The 23,953-nt window shown below is 34.3% G+C and carries 24 protein-coding genes and 1 other annotated feature; of the genes, 9 read left to right on the plus strand and 15 right to left on the minus strand.

The genetic code is table 11. From position 1 onward, the window contains the following. Nucleotides 1–2: 2 nt before the first annotated feature. On the minus strand, nucleotides 3–1,169 hold the full coding sequence (locus tag FS935_RS04040) for an endonuclease Q family protein (protein ID WP_146946225.1): 1,167 nt from the start codon (nucleotides 1,167–1,169) through the stop codon (nucleotides 3–5). Nucleotides 1,170–1,208: 39 nt separating this feature from the next. Further along, nucleotides 1,209–1,763 carry an NUDIX hydrolase gene (locus FS935_RS04045; RefSeq protein WP_146946226.1) on the minus strand — a complete coding sequence of 185 codons (555 nt, stop codon included), beginning with the start codon at nucleotides 1,761–1,763 and terminating at the stop codon, nucleotides 1,209–1,211. 66 nt (nucleotides 1,764–1,829) lie between these two features. Here FS935_RS04045 and mciZ point away from each other — a divergent pair, with 66 nt between their 5' ends. After that, on the plus strand, nucleotides 1,830–2,015 hold the full coding sequence (gene mciZ, locus FS935_RS04050; protein WP_240050804.1) for a Z-ring formation inhibitor MciZ: 186 nt from the start codon (nucleotides 1,830–1,832) through the stop codon (nucleotides 2,013–2,015). A 71-nt stretch (nucleotides 2,016–2,086) separates the two neighbouring features. Then, nucleotides 2,087–2,995: an aldo/keto reductase gene (locus tag FS935_RS04055; RefSeq protein WP_146946227.1), complete on the plus strand. Its 909-nt coding sequence runs from the start codon at nucleotides 2,087–2,089 to the stop codon at nucleotides 2,993–2,995. 75 nt (nucleotides 2,996–3,070) lie between these two features. Here FS935_RS04055 and FS935_RS04060 read toward each other — a convergent pair whose 3' ends face one another. Beyond that, nucleotides 3,071–3,304, minus strand: a complete 234-nt coding sequence (locus FS935_RS04060) for a YqkE family protein (protein WP_146946228.1) — start codon at nucleotides 3,302–3,304, stop codon at nucleotides 3,071–3,073. Between the two features lie 863 nt (nucleotides 3,305–4,167). Between FS935_RS04060 and FS935_RS04065 the strand changes: the two genes are divergently transcribed. Both FS935_RS04065 and FS935_RS04070 read left to right on the plus strand, forming a co-directional pair. Next, nucleotides 4,168–5,073 (plus strand): alpha/beta hydrolase, encoded by a 906-nt coding sequence (locus tag FS935_RS04065; protein ID WP_146946229.1) that lies wholly within the window; start codon nucleotides 4,168–4,170, stop codon nucleotides 5,071–5,073. 149 nt (nucleotides 5,074–5,222) lie between these two features. Then, complete coding sequence (locus FS935_RS04070) at nucleotides 5,223–6,446, plus strand: MFS transporter (RefSeq protein ID WP_146946230.1); 1,224 nt, start codon at nucleotides 5,223–5,225, stop codon at nucleotides 6,444–6,446. 188 nt (nucleotides 6,447–6,634) lie between these two features. On the opposite strand, the gene FS935_RS04075 is transcribed toward FS935_RS04070, so the two are convergent. From FS935_RS04075 to FS935_RS04095, 5 genes are all read right to left on the minus strand, one after another. Beyond that, nucleotides 6,635–6,877 carry a DUF2552 family protein gene (locus FS935_RS04075; RefSeq protein WP_146946231.1) on the minus strand — a complete coding sequence of 81 codons (243 nt, stop codon included), beginning with the start codon at nucleotides 6,875–6,877 and terminating at the stop codon, nucleotides 6,635–6,637. Nucleotides 6,878–6,887: 10 nt separating this feature from the next. Then, the gene (locus tag FS935_RS04080; RefSeq protein WP_146946232.1) at nucleotides 6,888–7,211 is read right to left on the minus strand and encodes an iron-sulfur cluster biosynthesis family protein; all 324 of its coding nucleotides are present in this window, start codon (nucleotides 7,209–7,211) and stop codon (nucleotides 6,888–6,890) included. A gap of 306 nt (nucleotides 7,212–7,517) precedes the next feature. Next, nucleotides 7,518–7,850, minus strand: a complete 333-nt coding sequence (locus tag FS935_RS04085) for a YolD-like family protein (RefSeq protein WP_146946233.1) — start codon at nucleotides 7,848–7,850, stop codon at nucleotides 7,518–7,520. 33 nt (nucleotides 7,851–7,883) lie between these two features. After that, the gene (locus FS935_RS04090) at nucleotides 7,884–8,534 is read right to left on the minus strand and encodes a GDSL-type esterase/lipase family protein (protein WP_158638525.1); all 651 of its coding nucleotides are present in this window, start codon (nucleotides 8,532–8,534) and stop codon (nucleotides 7,884–7,886) included. 182 nt (nucleotides 8,535–8,716) lie between these two features. Then, nucleotides 8,717–9,979: a Y-family DNA polymerase gene (locus FS935_RS04095; RefSeq protein ID WP_193559344.1), complete on the minus strand. Its 1,263-nt coding sequence runs from the start codon at nucleotides 9,977–9,979 to the stop codon at nucleotides 8,717–8,719. Between the two features lie 380 nt (nucleotides 9,980–10,359). On the opposite strand from FS935_RS04095, the gene FS935_RS04100 reads away from it, so the two are divergent. Together FS935_RS04100 and FS935_RS04105 are read left to right on the plus strand one after the other, a co-directional pair. Further along, nucleotides 10,360–10,548: a YqzH family protein gene (locus tag FS935_RS04100; RefSeq protein WP_146946235.1), complete on the plus strand. Its 189-nt coding sequence runs from the start codon at nucleotides 10,360–10,362 to the stop codon at nucleotides 10,546–10,548. Between the two features lie 242 nt (nucleotides 10,549–10,790). Further along, nucleotides 10,791–11,009, plus strand: coding sequence for a hypothetical protein (locus FS935_RS04105; protein WP_146946236.1), 219 nt, complete (start codon nucleotides 10,791–10,793; stop codon nucleotides 11,007–11,009). Between the two features lie 190 nt (nucleotides 11,010–11,199). Here FS935_RS04105 and FS935_RS04110 read toward each other — a convergent pair whose 3' ends face one another. The 4 genes from FS935_RS04110 to FS935_RS04125 form a co-directional block, all read right to left on the minus strand. Further along, nucleotides 11,200–12,060, minus strand: coding sequence for a TRM11 family SAM-dependent methyltransferase (locus tag FS935_RS04110; protein WP_146946341.1), 861 nt, complete (start codon nucleotides 12,058–12,060; stop codon nucleotides 11,200–11,202). A 100-nt stretch (nucleotides 12,061–12,160) separates the two neighbouring features. After that, nucleotides 12,161–12,709 carry a GNAT family N-acetyltransferase gene (locus tag FS935_RS04115; RefSeq protein WP_146946237.1) on the minus strand — a complete coding sequence of 183 codons (549 nt, stop codon included), beginning with the start codon at nucleotides 12,707–12,709 and terminating at the stop codon, nucleotides 12,161–12,163. 194 nt (nucleotides 12,710–12,903) lie between these two features. Further along, nucleotides 12,904–13,698: an SDR family NAD(P)-dependent oxidoreductase gene (locus FS935_RS04120; RefSeq protein WP_146946238.1), complete on the minus strand. Its 795-nt coding sequence runs from the start codon at nucleotides 13,696–13,698 to the stop codon at nucleotides 12,904–12,906. Between the two features lie 15 nt (nucleotides 13,699–13,713). Continuing rightward, nucleotides 13,714–14,682, minus strand: a complete 969-nt coding sequence (locus FS935_RS04125; protein ID WP_439116619.1) for an MBL fold metallo-hydrolase — start codon at nucleotides 14,680–14,682, stop codon at nucleotides 13,714–13,716. A 244-nt stretch (nucleotides 14,683–14,926) separates the two neighbouring features. After that, nucleotides 14,927–15,132, plus strand: a binding site (T-box leader). Between the two features lie 128 nt (nucleotides 15,133–15,260). Between FS935_RS04125 and proC the strand changes: the two genes are divergently transcribed. Next, the gene (proC, locus tag FS935_RS04130) at nucleotides 15,261–16,100 is read left to right on the plus strand and encodes a pyrroline-5-carboxylate reductase (protein ID WP_146946240.1); all 840 of its coding nucleotides are present in this window, start codon (nucleotides 15,261–15,263) and stop codon (nucleotides 16,098–16,100) included. Between the two features lie 369 nt (nucleotides 16,101–16,469). On the opposite strand, the gene FS935_RS04135 is transcribed toward proC, so the two are convergent. Both FS935_RS04135 and FS935_RS04140 read right to left on the minus strand, forming a co-directional pair. Next, a complete protein-coding gene (locus FS935_RS04135) occupies nucleotides 16,470–17,210 on the minus strand; it encodes a class I SAM-dependent methyltransferase (protein ID WP_146946241.1) in 741 nt (246 codons plus the stop codon). An 87-nt stretch (nucleotides 17,211–17,297) separates the two neighbouring features. Further along, nucleotides 17,298–18,917, minus strand: a complete 1,620-nt coding sequence (locus FS935_RS04140) for a M20/M25/M40 family metallo-hydrolase (RefSeq protein ID WP_146946242.1) — start codon at nucleotides 18,915–18,917, stop codon at nucleotides 17,298–17,300. A gap of 154 nt (nucleotides 18,918–19,071) precedes the next feature. On the opposite strand from FS935_RS04140, the gene namA reads away from it, so the two are divergent. Then, nucleotides 19,072–20,088 carry an NADPH dehydrogenase NamA gene (gene namA, locus FS935_RS04145; RefSeq protein WP_146946243.1) on the plus strand — a complete coding sequence of 339 codons (1,017 nt, stop codon included), beginning with the start codon at nucleotides 19,072–19,074 and terminating at the stop codon, nucleotides 20,086–20,088. Between the two features lie 554 nt (nucleotides 20,089–20,642). Here namA and rnz read toward each other — a convergent pair. Further along, complete coding sequence (rnz, locus tag FS935_RS04150; protein ID WP_146946244.1) at nucleotides 20,643–21,581, minus strand: ribonuclease Z; 939 nt, start codon at nucleotides 21,579–21,581, stop codon at nucleotides 20,643–20,645. Nucleotides 21,582–22,235: 654 nt separating this feature from the next. Here rnz and zwf point away from each other — a divergent pair. After that, nucleotides 22,236–23,711 (plus strand): glucose-6-phosphate dehydrogenase, encoded by a 1,476-nt coding sequence (zwf, locus tag FS935_RS04155; protein ID WP_146946342.1) that lies wholly within the window; start codon nucleotides 22,236–22,238, stop codon nucleotides 23,709–23,711. Nucleotides 23,712–23,953 lie beyond the last annotated feature (242 nt).

Genomic DNA, 23,953 nt, shown 5'->3' on the forward strand with positions numbered 1-23,953 from the left:
ATCTAAACTCCAGTAACCTTCCCATATGTCCCTCCGCCACCTGAAGATACTTGAAGTTTTCCTTCTCTTGCTGCAATGATAAATTCTGCAAGCTTGTTTGGAACAACTTTTTGAAGTTCTTCTTTTGGAACGTGATGTAAGATATTCATTTCAGTACCAAACAGGTCCTTTAATTTATCTAATGTCTTCGGTCCAACACCAGGTATAAATTGTAATGGCACTTGATGTATATATGGAGGACGAACTTTTTCATTTTCACGAATACCGGCTAATTCCTGTATTCGCTTTGATACACCTTTAGTAAATCGAATACTTCCGCAATGGCTACATTCTACTTCATTTAACTCTGGCTTTAAGCCGCATTTTTCACAAGTAGTTTCATAATATTTACCCAAGTAAGGATTTAACCCGTAATTCGCTTGAACCGTTCTCCCCTCTTTAGAATGCAAAGCTTTTTGTAACTCGAGAAAGCTTGGCTCCTTTAATAGTAGCTTTTGATATTCACGAGCAATTTTCGGTAATGAATGTGCATCTGAATTTGTTAAAAAAGGAAACTGATGTAATTCTTCTATTTTGTCTGCCATTAATGTATCTGAGCTTAACCCTAATTCAACAGCATCAATTAATGAAGAAGAAAAAACTTCTGTTAATGAAACACTCACTCCACTGCCATATAAGCTTTTGTGAGGTGTAAAAATATGCGCAGGTATAAATAGCCCGCCTAGTTTCTTTGCATATTTCTGAAGATTTTCTCCTGTTTCATATATTCTCTGCGAGCTAAGTGTAATATTCTTAAGTCTTGATGAAATCCATATAGAAAATTGCTTCATTTTTTCTAGTGTTGGCATTAAAACTAAAACATGTACAGGTCCTTTACAGGTATCATCATAAAGTTCAAGCTCACTGCCGAGGATTAATGTTGTATTTTGAAACCTAATACCACCATCATCTAATTCGTAACACTCACCTTCCTCAATAAGCTTTGTTAGTGTTAGCAATACCTCTGGAACATGACAATCGATTACGCCGATGATATCAATTCCTTTATGATCACTTGCTTCAACTAAAATGTTTTCGAGTGTTAATGAACGTGATGCTGTTATTTTCACTGGTTTTCCTGACTTTGTTTGTCCGATATGAATATGTAAATCAGCAAAATAGCTTTTCATCTCTTGAATAGAACACCCTCCTTCCTTAAGTAGCTTTGATTATTTTTGTTTGCTTTTTTGCATTAACTGCAAGTATTGAACTGCATATGCTGTTTTGGCATCGAAAATTTGTTGATTCACGATCATTTCCTGTGCTTCTTCTAGCGTGATTTCCATTACTTCTACAAATTCATCTTCATCTAACTCTGCTTTATGTGTTAGCTTTTTCAAATCCTTCGCAATAAATAAATGAACAAGTTCATCTGCAAAACCAGGTGATGTGTAAAAAGAGATTAATGGCTCTAATTCTTCACATGTATACCCTGTTTCCTCCTCCAGCTCTCTTTTAGCCGTTGTTATTGGTTCTTCCCCTTTTTCAAGCTTTCCTGCTGGTATTTCAACAATTGTTCGTCCAAGTGGTTTACGATATTGCTCGACCATCACAATTTTATGATCATTGGTAAGTGCTAATACCGCTACTGCACCTGGGTGTTTGACAATTTCTCTTGTACTTGTTTTCCCATTTGGCAATTCGACTTCTTCTACATATAAATCGATAACTCTTCCTTTAAAAATCTCTTTTGAAGATATTGTTGTTTCTTTTAAGTTTTCCACATGATCCACTCCTGTTCTACATACTTTTTGATTTTCATATATTCTATCATACCTTACTGGAAGGGAATGGATATAAAAGTGAAAATCTATCGAAATGAAAAAGGAATTGTGTTAATAGGAAAACCCCATGAAATTCAATCTAAATTAAAGGAGTATGTTAGATTATATGAAACATTAGATCAACTGATTCAAAGTAAGAATACGAGAAAAGGGAGAGTTCTTCTTTCTCCTACCTACAAGCTTAGTGATTGATTCTTATCATTTGATTTTCCCATCACTTTATACTACCCTCAACATAAAGAACTCTAGAGGAGTGATAAGCTTTGCGAAAAAGACAGCTTGGGAATTCAGATTTATATGTAAGTGAAATTGGATTAGGCTGCATGTCACTAGGAGATAATGAACAGCACGCTCTCTCTTTGATTGACAAAGCAATTGATGTAGGAATTAATTATCTAGATACAGCTGATTTATATGATTTCGGAAAAAATGAAGAATTAGTTGGAAAAGCGATTAGAAATCATCGACATGATATCATATTGGCAACAAAAGCAGGTAATCGCTGGAAAGAAGATAAATCTGGCTGGACTTGGGACCCTTCTAAAAAATACATAAAAGAAGCTGTTAAGCATAGCTTAAAGCGCCTACAAACAGATTATATTGATTTATATCAACTCCATGGTGGAACAATTGAAGATAATATTGATGAAACAATCGAAGCCTTTGAGGAATTAAAACAAGAGGGACTTATTCGTTACTATGGTATTTCATCGATTCGCCCAAATGTGATTAAAGAATATCTAAATAAATCAAACATTGTGTCCATTATGATGCAATATAGCCTTTTAGATCGACGTCCTGAAGAGTTATTTCCACTTATTAATGAACATAATGTAAGTGTCATTGCTCGCGGCCCACTTGCAAAAGGACTTTTAACAGAAAAACCTTTGTCCTCTAAATTACAAACTGAAAACTATCTTTCCTACTCAAAGGATGAGCTAAAAACACTACTTAGTGAATTTGAAACAATAGATTCTCCACTGACAATGACAGAGCTTGCCCTTCAATATTGTCTTTATGAAGAAGCGGTTGGTGCTGTCATTCCTGGAGCTAGTAAACTTCAACAGTTACTTGAAAATGCAGCTGCTGGAGATGCCAGTCCGTTAAGTGCTGACACTTATCATAAGCTCCAGCAAATCTCTAAACAAGATAAGTATGAGCAACACCGATAGATAGTAGCTAAAATAACATTCTAATAGAAGAGCTTAGTAGAATTTTCACCTCTCTAAGCTCTCTTTTAACGTATTTTACTTATACTCTTTCCAAGATAACGAACTTTCGTTTAATAATTCTTCAAAGCTTTTGTTTTTTTCTTTCTGTTTTCGCTCTTCTATTTTTTTCTTCTCAAGCTCAGCTTCTCTTTCTTCTTGCTCCTTTGTTAAACCTTTTTTCACTGCTTTTAATTGCTCTAATAAATCGCTATTTAAATGATCTGAAACAGATACGTTTTTATCATCTTTTTGCTTTTTCGATTTTCTCATCTTTGTTGCCCCTCTTTTCTAAACTTATCTTAAAATTATAGGTATAACATTGTATAAATATCAAGCATTAGACATTGATCTTTTTAAATTTTAACCATGAATAAATACAAGCATACTGCCAAAAGGATAAATGTACCTTATTGAAAAAGGCATCTGTCCCCCCTGTATATTTTATTACCATTACTGACATTTTATATGGTAGGAAGGAGTGATTAATCATGGCAAAACAACAGAGTCAAAAAGGGAAACCTAATGCTGATACTTCTAAGAAGATGATGGCTGCTGAAGAGATGGAAAAAGCTATTCATCCTACTAAGAGACAAAATTCTGAGCAATGACCCAAAAGAGGATGGGACATAAGTATTTAAGCTAATGAAAAACCCGAATTATTAGGTGATATGTCAATTAAACATTCGCCTAATAGTTCGGGTTTTTATTTGCAGTCTTCAATGTTTTTTGATTTTGCATACTATTTTTAAGAACTAGTGTAATGGAGCGGAAGACATTTGACTCCTGCGGGTGCAGAGGAAAGGCTCTAGACCCCACAGGTGCGCAGCTTACGAGGAGGCTTAGCTTCCTCCCCGGCGAATCTTATGTCTGCAGCGCAATGGAACGAACTTGTTTCTTTCAACTTAACTGAATTTAGATTTATTCGTCTTTTTGAATGTTTTTTTAAATTATGTCCCAGCCTCTTCTTTGTAGATAAGATAGTATATATATTCTTCACTAAGTTTTTTAATATCTAGATCTAGGTACCATTAACTCTAGCGGAAAAATAACACCCTTTCATATCACGTTTACTACCTAATTTATGATATTATTCGTATAGATGAACGAATCAATAAGGTAAGGAGTTAATTTTTATGAAAAAACTTGTAATTGGTCTACTCATCTTTTTTTCTTATGTTTTTATCATCGGATTTTTCTTTACGAATAAAATGATGTATATCAAGAAGAAAACAGATAAAGAACTAATTGATCGTGACACAAATTTTGGGCTATTTAATCAACATGAGTATGATGAATTAGAAAAGCGACATTTTTCAATTCCATCTAAATTCGGTTATAACATTAAAGGATCACTTATTGCTCCCTATCAACACAATCGGTATATGATTATTTGTCATGGAGTAACTGTTAACAGACTTAATTCTGTTAAATACATGAATCTTTTTTTACAAAAAGGCTGGAATGTTGTGATTTATGATCATCGAAGACACGGAGAAAGCGGTGGTAAAACCACTAGCTATGGTCATTATGAAAAGTTTGATCTTCAATCTGTTGTTCATTGGCTAAAAACAGAAGTTGACGACTCTATTTTATTAGGTATTCATGGCGAATCAATGGGTGCTGTTACAACTTTGCTTTATGCAGGTATGGTTGAGGATGGTGCTGATTTTTATATAGCTGACTGCCCGTTTTCTGAGCTAGAGGCTCAGCTTCTTTTTCGCCTAAAAGTTGAATTTAAGATTCCAAGTGTTTTTATTATGCCCATTGCAAAGCCTTTTGTGAAACTTCGTGATCGTTATACTATTCAAGAGGTATCTCCATTGAACGCTGTGCAAAATATTACAAATCCTGTTCTTTTTATCCATAGTAAAGACGATGATTATATACCTGCTGAGATGTCCAAACAGCTATATCAACAAAAAAAGGGAGCCAAAAAGCTCTTCATTGCAGAAAACGGATCCCACGCTATGTCATACACCACCAATCGCGAGGAATATTCTAATGTTGTTGATGAATTCCTTAAAGAAATTGGTTTGTAGAATTTAAACGGTACTATTCCGCCCTTAGTATCGTTCCTTTATATCCTACAACAAATACCTTAACAGAACGGAGAAATAGTCCAGTGTAAATTAAATCCCACCTTACCAGCTAAACAAATAAATCAATAATTATATAGGGCGGGATTTTTATGTTTAAAAAGTCATTTCATTTTTTATGGATCGGTCAAGCATGTGCAAATAGTGGTGATGTTTTCTACATTATTGGTGTTATTAGCTTAATATACCAACTCACTGGCTCAGCTTTTTATACTGCTTTACTACCTTTCACAATTACATTAGCACGATTTTTTGGGAGTTTAGTTGCTCCTTGGGTATTGGATCGGATGTTATTAAAACATGTGTTAGTAGGTTCACAAGGTGTAAAGACCGTATTGTTTGTTATTACATCTATTCTTTTTATTTCAGACTATATAACAGCTACCACAGTTCTATTCATTTTTCCACTTGTCAGTTTTATCGCCTTTTTAGATGGATGGGCTGTACCAGCACGGCAAGCTCTTATTGTAAAAATACTTGATCGAAAACAACTTTTAAAAGGTAATAGCTTTCTTTCAGTTGTTGATCAAATCATTAACCTAGGATGTTGGCCTTTAGGAGCAATCATCACATCAATAGTAGGCGGGCAAGGATTACTTCTTATGACAAGTATTTTATTTTCAATTTCCACTTTTCTTATGTTGTTTATTGTTGTAGAAGATAACAAAAGAGACTCTTTTTCATCAACACAAAGTAAGAGTGGGTCCTTTCTTGATGGTTGGAGGATGATTTGGAGCACACCTTCTATCAGAACTATAGCAATGATCGATGTTTTAGAGTCTTTAGCAAGTGTTGTTTGGATTGCTGCTATTTTATACATTTATGTTGAGGAAATTCTTCAGAAGCCTGAAGCTTGGTGGGGGTATATTAATTCAACATTTTTTGCAGGCTTGTTAGTAGGTGGCTTTATCACTTTAAAGTTTCAGCGTTTGTTTGCAACCCATGTACACAAAACAATGCTTATAAGCTCTATTCTTATTTCTTTACTTACCATTCTATTTGGCTTTACTTCAATCGGATCGGTCGCACTCATCTTTTCGGCTGCTGTTGGTATGTTCAGTCAATTTAAACTAATACTTTCAACAACAATTTACCAAACCGTAGCGACAGAACACGCGCTTGCAAAAGTATTTTCAGCTCGTGATGCTATTCTGACAGGATCCTTTGCAGTAGGAACTCTTCTTTTCGGAATCATGGCAGACTTTTTTCATGTGACATTACTTTTTATAATCTCTGCCGCTTTTATTTTCCTTTCTTCAATCATCATTTTACTAGGTAAACGTTTTTTATCGATCCATATTTTGATGGGAAAATAAGCAGATAAAAGGGCTGACTTTTTCATAAGTCAGCCCCTTTTTATCTTAAGAATTGTTTTGTGAATTTGCTTTTTCCGTAAACAGATGTAAAAATCACTAATAAGTCTAGGAAATTTTCTTGTTAGAATTGTACTTATCACGTTTTTAACGTTTAATTAGATCGATTTGTAACAATCATTGGAAAAGAACTATCCTAACACATCTGAAATATGATCCATATGTTCTTCCATCCACTTTATTGCCTCATCTATAGTAGGGAATTCCTGTGCTTCAAAGGACATTTCATCCTGAAGCAACCAAACGTCCTTTGTATCTTCATGAACACCTCCAATAGACCAATGGAGGAGACTATATGGATGGTTATCATTTAAAAATGACACCCATGTTTTATTTAGTGCAACATTTTTTATTGAATTTAATCGATCCTTCACTATCTTTCCCTCACTTTACAAGCAAGCTCATGCGCGGATTTAAAATTTGTGAAGGGCTTTTTAACATATAACAGTTTGCTGTTTTATTATATGAAACAGTAAGCTCTTCATCTAAAAACACCATTTTTGTTTTCTCAACAAATAATGGCACATAATTTGTTTCAATTTTCACGTCATCATCATCTAACTTCTCTACTAACCATAAAGCTGTAACTCCGCTCATAACACATCCACAGCCTTCTGTATCATATTTCATTTTCAAATAACGCCCTTCATTTTTTTCAATAACAGGTGTTAGATGATCAATTGCTTCCTTTGTCATTGTTATCTTCATGATAAATCTCCTTCACAGTTGTTCTAATAATAGTTTATCATACAGATTTCTATCCTGCATGATTCTGCTACGCTAGTAACGTTGATTTCCTACTTGTTTCGGTTTGTCTACATGTTATTTCTAGAGGGGTAGTAATCAATATGTACAAAAGATAGCTAGGGTCTAAGATAAATTAAGATACTGAAGTAGAATTGTTATTAATGACAATTTTTGTAGATGCGAATGTTGTAGTGTTACTGCAGTAGAAATAGTAGAGGATTATTTTAATTTTGAAGGATGAGGTTTGACTCACCCTTGTTGTTATAATTATTTTCTCTTGACATCAATTACATCTGTCAGTGGTAACTGTAAGCGCGTGTTTGTGTGTTCATCCACAATCCGAAGTGTTTGCTGTATCGGATCCATATAGTGAACATAACCTGAACATGTATGAAAAAAGTGGTTTTTATAATACGTAAAAATAAGCTCTACATGTTCTTCCATCGCATGGAAAATCAGCTCATTAAATTGCTCCAGCTGTTGTTCATCAAGTTCAGGCTTTTCTTGATACATATCTGTCTCAGACCAAGCTCTTAATAATTTAACATGCTCTGGTAGCATCATTGATGTCCATTTAATATTTCCTCTATCGCGTATCAACTATGTCACCACCTAAATAAACCATTTGTATTGTTAAACAGCAGGATAGCCTAATTCACTCAATGTTTCGGCAATTTTTTTATATCCTAAGTTATTAGGATGAATACGATCTCTTGATAAAAGCTCATCTTGCCTGCCTTGAAAAGCAGAATATAGATCAGCTACTAAAATGGTTTTACCATTATGAAAACTATTTAAATGCTGATTAAATAGTTTTACCCATTTATCAGCAAGTTGAATTTGTGGTAGTGGATTATAGAGGTTAAGCAAATAAACACGATACGGGATACCACATTGCTGTTTTAACTTGTGAATTGTTCCCATAATTCTTACCATATTACTGTGACAATCCTTCACAGATTGAACAAGCTCAGCTGTTTCTCCAGATTCAATAAAGTCCTTACTTGCTTGAATCAAATCATTTCCTCCAGCTGAAATTGTAATAATATTCGCACGCTCAATTTTACTATGCAGTGCTTGACTCCGGGCAATGTCTAATACTCCATCTGTTTCAATCCCAGACCTCGCGTAAATATTAGTACACACATTTACATGTTTTTCTTTCTCTATTAACCTCACGTATCGGCCTACAAATCCTGGTGCTAGAAATGATGCACCAACTCCCACCGTTAAAGAATCTCCCAAAGCTACATATGTGATAAATGATTGGTGATCAGCTTCCACGTAACACCCTCCAAAAAAAAAATAAAGTATGACTTATCCGAATTCTAAACAGATATCCTGTATGTGATAGCTTTTTAGAGTGCTTGTGTGTCAAAAGGATAAGATCTTTATACATTATTCTTAAATAGAAGTGTTGTGCTTTTCCTTAATAAAATGGTCAGTAAAATGCGGGTAGCTACTTGTCATGCTTTATGACCACCTACTAGTTTTGCACGGTGCTTCGCTGTTCCGGCTGTTGTGTATGACACAGCACGCAGAAGAGCATCTGATCCATATTTATGTCGAATCGAATCCATCACATATCCTAGTGTCCGCTCCTTCGTTCGATTTGGTCGAAATAAGTCAAGCTGCATATCACAATCTTCTTCAATATTTGATAGTGCAATCGAGATCTTCCTTACTGTTTTATTGGCATAAAATTTTTCAAATAGTTGTAAACAAGCTTCATAAATGTCCATTGTAATATTTGTTGGCTGTTCAATTGTTACAGAGCGATGAAAACCACCCCCAAATTCATCACGGCTATAACCAATTCCAAGGCTAATTGTGCGACCCACCTTTTTATGTTGTCTTGCTCTTCGGGCAACTTCTTCACTTATCTCTAAAATGACATGCTTTACTTCCTCTGGATCTGGATAGTCGCGAAGTAAAATCTGACTTTTGCCAAAGCTGATTTGTCCCTGCATTATCGGCGCACCAATCTCAGATAAATCTACTCCCCATGCATGATAATAAAGCTGATTTCCCATTACTCCAAATTTCTTTTCAAGCAGCTCAAGTGGATAATTAGCAAGTTGACCAACATTGAAGATCCCCATTCGATTCAAGGTTTTCTGAACTTTTGAGCCTATTCCCCACATTTCACTAAGTGGCTCAAGCTTCCAAAGCTTTCTTTCCACATCATCATATGTCCATTCTGCAATACCAGCTTTTTTTGCTTCAGTATCTAAACAAATCTTGGCTAAAAGCATATTTGGACCAATACCAATTGCACTTGGAAGTTGAAATTCCCTCTCCATATCATCACGAATTTTTTCAGCAATTGTTCGTGCATCACCCCAAATATGCTCTACCCCATCCACTTCAATAAAGCTTTCATCAACGCTATACGTATGAATGGCCTCTTTTGGTACATAGCGATGAAATAGCTTTGTTAGCTCAGTAGAAATGCGAATATACATTGCCATCTTTGGATTTACAATTGTAATGCGAGGGTCATTAGGAACTTCAAATAGACGAGACCCCGTTTTAATGCCAAATTCCTTTTTTAATCGTGGAGAAGCCGCTAACACAATACTGCCTTGCCGCTCTGTATCACCAACAACAGCCAAATAGCATGTTAATGGATCCAACCCAAGTAAAACCGCAGCACAGCTTGCATAAAAGCTCTTTATATCGATACAAAGAATTTTTCTTTTTGGCAATTGATCGTAATTTTCAATCATAGCCAATTCCTCCAAAACAGAATATATGTTCGTATTTAAGTATATACTTTATCTTAAGGGAATATACGTTCGATTTCAATGGTAGTTTTCACCAAGATTAAGACTGGATAAGAGCGACTTATAAGAAAAGAAGGGGTACTTACAATAGCCTTTAAGATAAATAAGTTATATTTTAGCTGTTTTCACAAACTTTGTTGCTTTTAAATATACGAAAAATCAATACAATAGTAAGTCTAGTGGCATCTTTTCTTCATAAAATGGTAACCTTTTATGCGAAAATACACTATTTCCACTGTATATTTTGGTTACATAGCAACAATCTTTCAGAAAAGAGCCTAAATAAAAGAAAAGTCTGATACTATTAAATAGTGAGGTGTATGATGGAAGAAAAGTTTCTATTAAAAATGCTAAGGAAAAGTTTTTTACAATATGGAAGAGACTTGAATGAAAATCCTCTTTCCAAAGAAGATACTGAAGGTTTATTAAAGCAACTAAGAAGGTCTAAAACAGAAGATACAGAATGGTATGAAATCATTGAAGATATCGTATATAGTTATTTAACGAATTAAATAGAGGATAAAAATGACAGTATTCAATTTCTACTTTACAACTTGATTAGTTGCTACTTTAGCGTATAATCAATAATAATCAATCAATAAAATTCCTCTTGGTACCCTTTCACCATAAACAAAATATTTTAATAATAATTCTAGAGAAATCGGCTCCTAATTTTAATCCAAATATTCAAGAAAACAGCTTGTTAAATATTCAAGATAGATAGAAATAACTTAATTTTCCTAGGGGTGTCAAAATGGAGAGATTTTTTACCAAAGCAGAGCAATGGCAACAAGACAATATCCTTTTACGCGTAACTTACTCTAAAGCAAGAGTTGGCACAATCACTTTCTCCGGACGTGTACTTCAAATATCACCTGATCATAAACAGCTCTTATTTTATAATGATGATACGAAATCTGTCTTAAATCTAGAATTAAATGCAATTGATGACGTTCTCCCTTTTGAAAATTAATAAGGCTCTTCTCTGAAAAAAGTTGTTGGGAGATACAAGGTTCTATTCCATCAAAAAAGATGCGACTAAACTTTACACAGCACTGTTTTCTTCAAGAAGTTAAAGCAACGAAGTTTACGAAAAATTGCCTCAAGTAGATAACACAAGTAAACGCAGTCCTTAGATGAAACTGCGTTTTACTACATAAGACCTATTCGCAAACAATAACCTCTCTAGTAAATGTTCCCTTTTTTGCCACACAACGATCTCTTATGTTAAAGCCGGCCTCTCGTAGGGTAGAATCAATAGGTTCAATTGTGATCACGACAACTTTCTTTGCGATCCTTCGTGCACTTAATAGCATATCAAGCTTTTCTTCAAAAGGAAGTACAGAACAAAGATTATAGGGCATATCAATAATCGCTACATCATAAGTATCTTTTATTTGCCTTATCTCTCTCAACATCACTTCACCTTCAAAGCCAAAAAATGCAATATTCTCTCTTGCTCCAGTTGTAACAAGTGGATTACGATCACTGCCAACAATGTTAATATTCATTGAAAGTGCTTCAATTAAAACCGTCCCAATTCCACAGCAAGGATCAATCGCATTTACCCCATTAATAGAAGGTATAGCAATGTTAACCACAGCTCTTGCAAGACGTGTACTTAGGGCAGTAGAATAGTTTTGCGGTTTATTTTGATGATGTAACCAAACGGAATCACTTTTAGTATACTCTCCAAACATCCACTCTCCATCAACTTCCATTATGGCAAACTGTGTCTGTGGAGCAAGTAAATCAACATTTCCTTTTAGTTGTAAACCAACCTTCCTTTCAATAAAGCGCCTTTCTTTAAAACCGAGTTTATTGGAATGATTTTCAAGGCAAATCACCTTAAAGGTATCTTCACCTATCTCTATGCCTTCCACATGATGTATTAGTTCATCTAAGCTCTCAGATTTATAAAGTACTTCGATTCTTTCTTTAATAAACGGACTTCGAGTTGGATTAATTCGTTTTGTACTCTTCAGATATGATGTTTGAGAATCATATCCAAAGAGAGAGCGCATTTCTAACTGACAAAGTGACTTTTCATCTTCATGAAAAGCGTAGGTGTATATGTAATACAAAGGATGATTTAATATAGACAAGCTTTTTCCACCTTTTTTACTAAATCGTTTTATCTCTATCGTCTTGTTCAAGCCACTCAGGCTTTAGTATACTCATTTCCCAAAGACTCCAATAACCTTGACCAACTTTCCGACAATCTCTTAATAAACCTTCCTTTTTAAAGCCAGCTTTTTCATAGCAAGCAATCGCAGAAGTATTAAAGTCAAACACTCCTAAACTTACACGATGAAGAAGGAGGTCATTGAATGCAATCTTCAGTAGTTCAACAATCATTAAATAGCCGATTCCTTTTCCTCTTACACTTTCATCGCCAACTAATACTTTACCAATTCTAGCTGAGCTATTTTCTCTATCAATAGTAGATAAAGATATATGTCCAATAACATTTCCAGTGTCTTTAAAAGTCACACAATAAATAAGGCAATCAGAGTTCTCTGTGTTAGCATTTGCCATATAATTCTCTAGTTGCTCTAAATCTAAAGGAAAGTGAAAAGCAGGTCCTCCCCATTGCATGAGAAACTCGGGTGTTTTAACCCATTTTATAAGCTGGTCCATATGAGAACGATCAAAATATCGCAATTCAATCATATACTTACTCCTTTAATAAATCTTTTAACTAGTAATTTTATATTACTACTGAACATAAGAAAGGACAATTTTGATATTGATTAATTTATCTACCGCTTAGGAGTCATGTGTTTCCTAAATTGCATCACCACAATATAAATTTAAAAACAACAAAAAACACCATGCAAAAAAAGCATCGTGTCATGACGTAAAAGTTATTTCTTATAAAAAGCTCTTCCAGCTATTCGTTCAAATAATCTTGGCATAACTTGGTATAACGTACTCCCAGCGTTCATCCAACCAGGTAAATTAATTTCCCGTTTAGGTGTTAACATCGAAGCAACTATTATTCGTGCTACCTTATTAGGATCAAGCATCCAGCGTTCAACATTTTTGACATAATCACCTTTTTTATCAGCAATGTTGAAAAAATTAGTTTTAATAGGTCCTGGATTAACAGAAGTTACATAAATGTTACTAGGCTTAACTTCAAAACGAAGACTGTTTGTAAATCCTAATACAGCATGCTTACTAGCTGAATAAAGACTTGATTTTGGTGTGGCAATTTTACCAGCCTGTGAAGCAATATTGATTATATGACCTTTTTTCCTTTTAATCATCTGAGGTAACACCATTTTAGTACTAGCAATTAAGCCATATACATTAACCTCAAACATACTCTTCATTTCATCAAAAGTTGAATCAAGTACATCGTTAAAAATACCAAAACCTGCATTATTAACAAGAATATCAATTTGTCCAACTTCTGCTTCAATTTTTGAAAAGACCGATTGAATAGACTCCAGCTTCTGAACGTCTAGAGGATAGTAGTAACACGAAACACCATAATCTTTAGAAATTCGATCAGCAAGTGTAGCTAATAATTCTTCTCTTCTCGCAAGTAAAATCACATGTGCCCCTTGTTTCGCACACTCTATAGCAATTTTCTCACCTATTCCACCAGAAGCACCTGTTATTGCAACATAACATCCTTGTATTCGCGTATTCATATTTTCCACCTCTATTTATGTAACAAAATACATATGTTGATTCTTTGATATATCCACTCTAATTTGACCGATTTCTTGTAAATAGTCAAGTTGACCGACTGTTTCTGACATCGTAAGCATTAGCTGTTTATAATAAATAGTTGGAAATAAAACTTTGCTAACTTCAAAAGCAGTTAAAGGTTTTTCAGCAATGAATTTACGAACTTGTTCAGCTCTTTCAGCTTGTTTCTTTAATCTGTATGTAATTAAATCATTTACTTCTACAATATTTTCACCATGACCAGAATAAACAAGAGAGATAGGCAACTCTAGCAGTTTAGCGAGAGATTCATTTAACTGAAGCTGTGGTTTAGGGCGATCATTCACCCCTTCGATCATAGAAGGCTCTAGTAACGGGTTTGGTGAAATATGTTTAAGTAACAAATCACCACCTATTAACACTCTTGATTTTTCTTCGTATAATACGATATGACTTTGAGCATGACCAGGCGTTTCTAGTACACGCCAGTTATCCAGACCATCAATCTTATCTCCTTCTTTAAGAACACCTGTTAACTCTCTGTGACAGGAATAAACTAACATATCATTTAATCTTTTCACATATGGCATAAACCTCTGATCAACACCAAACTCAACTAGAATTTGTTCGAAAAATTGAGCTTGCTTAATCATAAATTGTGGATCCTGTACTAACCATGGACTATTAAAGACGTGACCATAAACAGGAATATCTTTACTAAAAAAGTCCAGCATTCCAACATGATCAGGATGGTGATGTGTAATAATAATTTGTTCAATATCCTCAGGCTTATAGCCAACTTCATTCAATTGTTGTAAAAACGAATGCCAGGCTTCTTCTGTTTTTGGACCAGCATCAACAAGTGTTAAACGTTCACCCTTAATCAAATAAACATTTACATCTCCAACTGGGAATGGTGTTGGCAATTCGAATTTATAAACTTGTTCAGAATCTGTATCTGGCATCATACTCTCCGCCCCATTTATTATTTTTAAATAAAGCTATCTTTAATCATTTTTTTATAAAATTAACGTTATATAGCTATTGTAACTTGTTAAGACACTAGTGTCATTATATTCAAATAATTCAACTATCATTCTCCTATGAGTACTCATGTGCATAACTCGATAAAAGCTTGACAAAGTACTAATTCAGCAGTCATAATGAATAAAAATTCAGAATGTTGTATGTTTAAGTGAAATCAATATAATCAATGTGTTGACTAGGAATAGTAAATAGAATTGCAGCAGCAGAGAGTGGGACTCACGGCTGAAAGGTCCCATTGCAAGTTAAGCTATTGAACCTGCCCTATGAGCAGTCAGGAAAAAACTGACCGTATATCTGCGATAAAGACGAAAAGTTGGGAATGTTTTTTCCAAATAAGGTGGAACCGCGGAGTCAATTTCGTCCTTTTTAATGAGGATAGAAGTGGCTTTTTTTGATGTGAAAATTAACATATATTGTGATCGTATAAAATAGCGTTATCCAAAGAGTTCTTAAAATAAGCTATTGATAGAGTTCATAAACAAAAGGAGAATCGATTATGGGTAGTATTGGGTTTATTGGCGCTGGTTCTATGGCAGAAGCAATGGTGGCAGGATTATTAAAAGGAAAAGTATACAAACCAGAGGAAGTGGTGGTTGCCAACCGCTCGAATTCCGCTCGCCTTGAGCAGTTATCTAAAATGTATGGAATAAAAACAACACATGATAAAGAAAGACTGGTAAAAGAATCATCCATCATCGTTTTGGCAATGAAACCAAAAGATATACAAGCAGGTATTGATGGAATTCAAGAGTTAATAGAAAATCAATTAATCGTTTCTGTATTAGCAGGAATCTCATTTGAAACAATAACGAATATTCTTGGGAAACAAACTGCAATCGTACGTGCCATGCCTAACACATCAGCAGCAATCGGAAAATCAGCAACAGCTATAGCTGCTAGTAAAGATGTAACGAACGAGCAAATTGAAACTTGCAAATCGTTATTTGAGGCAATTGGTATATGTAAGCTTGTAGAAGAAAATCAACTTGATGCAGTGACAGGCCTTTCCGGTAGTGGTCCAGCTTATATTTATTATCTAGTAGAAGCGATGGAAAAAGCGGCTATTGAGGTAGGATTGGAATCAGCAGTTGCAAGAGATTTAATTGTACAAACCCTTCTTGGAGCTTCTGAAATGATTGCAATCTCAGAAAAGCACCCCTCACAGCTTAGGAAAGAAGTCACAAGCCCTAATGGAACAACTGAAGCAGGCATAACAATTCTCAAAGAAAGAGGATTTGAAGACTCACTTGTTACATGTATTAAGCGAGCAACTGAACGTGCTACAGAGTTAAAAGTAATGTTTGAAGATGAACTGATTACAATAGAAAAAAAGTGACATAGAGGCTGGGACATAACTAAAGAAGTCATACAAGAAAACGAATAAATACTAAATTCAGTTAAGCTGAAAGAAACAAGTTCGTTCCATTGCGCTGCAGACACTAGCTTTCCACGGGGAGGAAGCTAAGCCTCCTCGGCATGCCTGCGGGGTCTCAGCCTTTCCTAAATTCCCGTAGGAGTCGGTGTCTTCCGCTTCATTCCACTAGTTCTTAGATAAAATTAGTATGCAAAATCAAAAAATCTATTGATGACAGCAAATAAAAACCCGAACTATTAGGCGAATGATTAATTTAATATATCACTTAATAATTCGGGTTTATAATTTGCTTTAATACTTATGTCCCAGCCGTTAAAAAAAGCAAGACGTTTATAATGTGCATTCAAACACATTAAATGACTCTCCCTCTCCATAACCATTTACCACTTCATGAAATACTACATGCTGAAATCCTTGTAAATAGAGTAATTCTTCAAATTCTTTTCTTTCATAAAGACGAATGCAAAAATCCATTATTTCAGATTTTATGAGATCTTCGTTTTGAATTAATTCATACTTTAGCTGGGTATTTAACAAAGAATTTCCTTTGTCATATTCCACCGTTCTGTATTCAACAATAAACTCCTGGTCAAATTGGATTCTATTGGTTTCTTTCCAGGTGCTTGTTTCATTGATATTATCGCTTTTAGTCACAATCGTTAATAAAATCTTACCACCTTTTTTTAATGCTAGTTTTAAATTGGTAAGGCTATTGGCTACTAGTTCATCAGGCAACAGAGAAAACGAACCAAATGGAATGATGATTAAGTCGTATAATTGATCAGTTTTAAAGTCTTCTATTTTCCCAATAAAAACATTAGGATTTAAGTTTAATTTTCTAGCTTTAATTTGACATACCTCAAGCATATGTTCAGAAAGATCAAAACCATCAATTTGTATTCCCTCTAACATAAATGGGATAAGCAGCCTCCCATTCCCACACATCGGCTCTAACACTTTCGTACTTTTGTCTTTTATAAATGATAGATAAAAGTCTACCTCTTTATTTCTAGCCAATGATTTGTCACTTTCATAAACTTTTGTACATAGATCTCCATAATACGTGTTCATTTTTTGTCTCCTACTCTTTTAATCTTGCTAAAAATATATTTCATTCAACACTTCCTATTTTACCTCTGGTCATATAAATCTATCAGCTTATCTCAAAAGCGATTTAATCGCATATTCAAGAATAGAAGGTAATGTATCAAATGCATATGGAATATGTAGCCGTTCTGTCCATTTATGAGGATCTCGCCCTACAGGCCCAATATTTAAAACAGGTATATTCAGACTTTTCATCTCCTGAAATGGTAAGTGAAAATGATTTCCATACAAAGGCATACTTGTTGTAAGTTGAGCAATTGATTCCTTACTTTCATTTAATTGAACAAAACTTAAATCAGAGAGCCCCGGAAAATAATGCTGATGATTTAATGTAATACCGAACTGATCTTGAGTGTACGAGATCACTTTCTGTATCGTTTTCTGAATAAGACGATCATTACTAGATGAAACGGCTGGATAAAATGGTGGACTATAAAAAAGGACAATCATAGGACTGTATTCCTTACAAAGCCCTGCTAGCTCAGAAACCATCCTGGTGGAGAAATCTCGATCTCCTTGGGCACCTCTGTTTGCTGCCAAATAATTTAGTCTTCTATGTACTTCACTTTCCCCAGATTTTGCAACTGCTTTTTCAAGTAATTCTTCGTAAGTAAAAACATTAACTTTTAAATCAAGCGGAGTAAATGCAACAAATTGTTGATAATTTGTTGCTCGTTCTTTATAAAATTCCTCTACCTTAATAGCCGCTATTTTCGCAACAGACAAAAGCTTTTCATGAATGTCATTAATGGATTGATTGAACATAAGAATGTTATACATCGATACTGATGTGTGTGGAATTTGAACAGAATATTCTTGCTTTAAATCTCTCATCATTAAACCTGTTGGTGGAGGTGTCACTTCATTTCCTATCTGTTCACAGAAAGAATCATTCAGCTCCATGATACGGTTAATTTCTGAAATTAATATAGTTGCATTAAGACCGGAAAATGGTTCTCCCACATGGGTTTCTATTCCTGAGCAATAAAAACTAGCGAGCATCTTACCAATAGATCCCGAATAAATGTATTGATTTTCATCATTAGGGTACTTTGCAAACATCGGCTCTGAATTGATACATGCTTTGTATGTTAAATCATATTTTTTTCTAATATCCTCTAATATAGCTACTGCACTTAACATACCCGCAGAATTAACTTCTTCATCAGGAACAGTTACTAATAAGATATTTCCCTGGAATTCCCCGCTAATTGCTTTTTCTAGCATAGATAGCTGTACAGAAAGACCTGCTTTCATATCCATTGTTCCTCTTCCAAATAACCATTCATCAGATTCTAAATCTTTTAACACTTCTTTAGATAGCTGTGATTTTCTGTTTTTCAACTCATTTGTTAGCTGTATTGGTTGAAAGGCTAATTTTTTTAAGTCTCCATAATCATTCACATCAACCACATCAAAATGACTTAAAAGAACAATGGTCTCTTTGTAATCTCCCTGTTTAACTAAAGCTGTAACAAATGATCTTCCATCATGAACAGGATGTAAACCTAGATATTCTCTATTTTGTTGAAAATATTTCTTTCCCTTTAGTAGATAATAAATATATTCTGACAAAGCTACTTCTTCCTGTGAACCCGTTATACTAGCTCGTTCAACAAGACTTATTAAAAGCTCCAATAACTGTTCTTTTGAATTCCATTGATGTTCCAATCACCTTCACCCACCCTTTTATCATCTTTTCATCATTGTATTAAAATTCCGAAAAATTAGAAAGGAGAATTCTGCTTTGAGCAGGAAAGATGACGATTCGAAAAATATATTGTTATAATTTTTTTAGACAAAATCGATTTGGAGGAAACACAAAATGAAAACAAAGCTTTTTCAACCATTCAAAATAAAAGACATCACATTAAAAAATAGGATTGTTATGTCTCCAATGTGTATGTATTCTTCAACTGAAGAAAAAGGTTATATAGAGGATTTTCATTTAACTCATTATATTAGTCGTGCAGTAGGTCAAGTTGGCTTGATTATGGTTGAAGCAACTGCAGTCACTCCTCAAGGGAGAATTTCAGCAAAAGATCTTGGTATTTGGAGTGACGAACATATACCAAAGCTTACACAACTAGTTGATGGTATAAAAAAGTATGGTTCAGCAACCTCTATACAGCTAGCACATGCAGGTCGTAAAGCAACCGTTGATGGAGACATTTATGCACCTTCAGCAATTCGTTTTGATGATAAATACAAGATGCCCACTGCAATGTCGAAAGAAGAAATAAAAAACACAATCACTGCATTTAAAGAAGGTGCAGCAAGAGCAAAAAAAGCCGGCTTTGATATTATTGAAATTCATGGTGCTCATGGCTATTTAATAAATGAATTTCTTTCACCACTTTCTAACAAACGCGACGATGAATATGGTGGGTCACAAGAAAATCGCTATCGCTTTTTACAAGAAGTTATCGGGGCAGTTAAAGAAGTGTGGAATGGTCCATTATTCGTGAGGATTTCCGCATCAGATTATCATCCTGAAGGATTAAGTATTGATGATTATATTGAGTATTCTTCAAGAATGAAAGAACAAGGTGTAGATCTAATCGATGTGAGCTCAGGAGCGGTTGTACCAGCAAAAATCAATGTTTATCCTGGATACCAAGTTAAATTTGCTGAAAAAATCAAGGAACAAGCTAACATTCCAACCGGTGCAGTTGGCTTGATTACAAACGGCTTACAAGCAGAAGAAATCCTACAAAACGAACGTGCCGATCTAATTTTCATCGCCAGAGAATTGCTACGTGACCCATATTTCCCAAGAACCGCTGCTGCACAACTAGGCGAGGAAATTTCAGCACCCGTTCAGTATGATCGTGGTTGGTAAATAAATTGAAAGACAGAAGGATAGGGAGAAAACTCCTTATCTTTTTTGCTTTCTGTACTTGTGTTCAAAAGAAATACCATGGCTATTGTTTCAAAGTTAAGAACACGTTTAAGATTTTTCCTAGGGCAGCCTTTTAGTAGAAAAGATAACACCTTTTTTAGCAGTATTATATTAATTAGTAACAATTCTTCAGAAAAACACCTTCAAAAAGGCAACCAACTAAGGTAAGGTAATGCTAAAGCTACAAAATAAACAAATAGTAAGCCTTTGAAAGCCCTAACATAATAGCTCAGATTTTGAGTTTATAGAGTTATCTTCGATTTTAGCAATTTATCATCGATTTTCTGGATTTATCTTCGATTCTTGAAATTTATCTTCGATTTTTCTAGCTTATCTTCGATTAGACATTTTACGACAAAATTCACCTCCGTTGACTATCTATTACCAACGAATAAAAGGACCTCCCTAAGTTTGAAAAACTCAAGAAAGTCCAATAAGAAAATTATATTTATCGTTTCTTTATCAACTATTCATCATCAACAAAATTGAAAAAATCATATATGTTCGCGTTTCTTCGGAATCTCCACTTGCATAAAATCCGAAGCGATGAAAGAGCTTGGGAATATGGCTTGTGCTTCTTTTACTAGTGTGCCAAGGTCCTCCTCTGTTTGATATCTCGAACTAATATGTGTGAGAATAAGCTTTCTGGCATTAGAATGTAAAGCAATTTTAGCAGCTTGCTTTGTTGTAGAATGAAAATAATCATATGCAAGTTTTTCATCTTCTTCTGAAAAGGTTGCTTCATGAATTAATAGATCAGCATCTCTAGCAAGCTCTAAACTGTTTTTAGTATATCTTGTGTCACCTAGTATTGAGACAATTCTCCCTTTTTGGGATGGACCAATAAATTCAGCACCATTTATGAATGTGCCATCTTCTAGTGTGATCGTTTCTCCACGCTTAATTTTTTGATAAATTGGTCCTGGCTTAATCCCTATATCCCCAAGCTTATCAACCAATAAAGTTCCTTGTAGATCTTTTTCCTTTACTCGATAGCCATAAGAATCAATACCATGCTCTAGCTTTTTAGCACTTACTTGAAACAAATGATCTTCAAAAACGATACCTTCTTTAATTTCAATAAACTTCAAAGAATATGTAAGGTAAGTAGAACTAACTGATAAAGCGGTTCTTACAAACTCCTCTATTCCCTTTGGACCATATATTGTTAATAGACCTTCCCCACCCTGAAAGGAGCGACTACTTATTAATCCTGGTAAACCGTATATATGATCACCATGCATATGTGTAATAAATATCTTTTCAATTTTTCTAGGCTTTATTGTCGTATGTAAAATTTGATGCTGAGTTGCTTCACCACAATCAAACAACCACACAGCATTTCTCTCTTCTAATAATTGCAAAGCAATACTTGTTACATTACGGGATTTTGCTGGAATTCCAGCACCCGTACCAAGAAACATAACATTCACTTACAGTTCCTCCTATTAAAAATGGCTTCTTTTTCAGTAACTTTGTTTTTTAAAGTAAATTGAAGAAAAAAGCTTTGTATAGTCTAGTTAAAGATAGTTCCTTTTATAAGAATAACCAACCATGTCACAAAGATCATCAGAAAAAATACAATCGATCAGAAGAAAGCTATAATAAATCACTATCACTACTTTAAGAATACACGAAAGTGAAAAATAGAGAAACAAAACAACATGATGATTCTATAAATCTCCAGATCTCCAGCTTAGGAGGTTGCACATTCAATACTATAGTTTATTTATCGGTTTAAACGGATAAATCTAAGTAAGAATACTTGACCAAACTAATATTATTTACTAAAATAGACTGAATTATATAAACATTTTATTAATTTAGGTGCATATAAGACGATATTTTTTCAACTATCGTTTATAATAAGTAAAGAATCAACTTTTAAAGGTTTATGGTTTGATTTACTTTACAATTACCTTTAAAATTAAGTATTTGTATAGGAGTATTTTACGATCAGTGGTCAAATATTGCGATTACATATATAGAAACTAGCTTTTTCAATTCAAAATACGTATCGTTTCTGTATTTTTTTCACTGATAAAATAAATAAATAAATGCATTTGACAAAGTGAGGTACGAACGTGATTACACAAGAACAACCAAAATCAGTTATTGTCATTTTCGGAGCAACAGGTGATCTAGCAAAAAGAAAGCTGTTTCCATCTATTTATCGCCTTGTACAAAATAATAAAATTGGCGAAAATTTTGCAGTTGTAGGTGTTGCTAGAAGACCATGGACAAATGAAGAATTTCGCAGTAATGTTACCGATTCTATTCAAACATCAATAAAAGAATCAAAAGATCTGGATGAGTTCACATCTCATTTCCATTATCATCCTTTTGATGTGACAAACCCTTCTTCTTATTTAGAGCTTAATGACTTATTAAATAAGCTAGATGGAACGTATCAAACTGAAGGCAATCGAATTTTCTATTTAGCGATGGCACCAGAGTTTTTTGGAACAATTGCACAAAACCTTAAAAAAGAGGGATTAACTGCAACTGATGGCTGGAGCAGACTTGTTATAGAAAAACCATTTGGACATGATTTACCATCTGCACAAAAGCTAAATCAGGAAATTAGAGAAGCTTTTAACGAAGATCAAATTTATCGTATTGATCATTATTTAGGCAAAGAAATGGTTCAAAATATTGAAGTTATTCGATTTGCAAATGCCTTGTTTGAACCACTTTGGAATAACAGGTACATATCAAACATTCAAGTGACTTCTAGTGAAGTGTTAGGTGTGGAGGATCGCGGACGTTATTATGAAAAATCAGGTGCACTTCGCGATATGGTTCAAAACCATATGCTTCAAATGGTCGCATTACTTGCTATGGAGCCACCGATTAAATTAACAACAGATGAAATTAGAAGTGAAAAAGTAAAAGTATTAAGAGCTCTTAGATCAGTAAAAGATGAGGATGTTTCGAAATACTTCATCAGAGGACAATATGCAGGTGGAAAATTAGGAGATAAACAACTAATTGGATATCGTGAAGAAAACAATGTAGAAGATACATCTCAAACTGAAACATATGTGGCTGGGAAGCTTCTTATTGACAACTTTAGATGGGCTGGTGTTCCTTTCTATATCAGAACAGGAAAAAGGATGGCTGCAAAATCAACTAAAATTGTTGTTCAGTTTAAAGATATCCCAATGAATCTTTATTATAATAAAGGTGAAACAGTTCCTCCAAACTTACTTGTTATTCATATTCAACCAGAAGAGGGAATCACACTTCAATTAAATGCTAAGAAAGATGATGAAGCTGATTACTCTAAGCCAGTTAATTTAGATCTTTCTAATAACTTCCTAGAAGGTATAAACACACCAGAAGCATATGAAAAACTTCTCTATGATTGTATGCGTGGTGATGCAACGAATTTCACGCATTGGGATGAAGTTGCCCTATCTTGGAGCTATGTAGATCCAATTTCAGACGCTTGGAAAAAAGGATTAGCTGAACTTACTACTTACCCATCAGGTTCTTCAGGTCCTGACGAAGCTGATAACATGCTTAAACAAGATGGATTCCAATGGTGGCCACTAGGATAATAGGTATTATTGTAAACACTATTTCCTATAGTAACAATGTGGAATCGATATCAAACATAAACCAACATTAAAATAAAAAGCCGATCAAAGAATTTTAAAATCTCTGATCGGCTTTTTTGCAATGATAAACATAAGCTCCTTAACATTCATTATTCTTTCAAGAATAGTAACCAACATATTAAAAAATGTGCGGATTAGCCTGTCTATTTGACTCATGCATTCAATTTAACGAAGCATATAAT

This window comes from Metabacillus litoralis (genome assembly GCF_007994985.1).
Lineage (GTDB): Bacteria > Bacillota > Bacilli > Bacillales > Bacillaceae > Metabacillus > Metabacillus litoralis.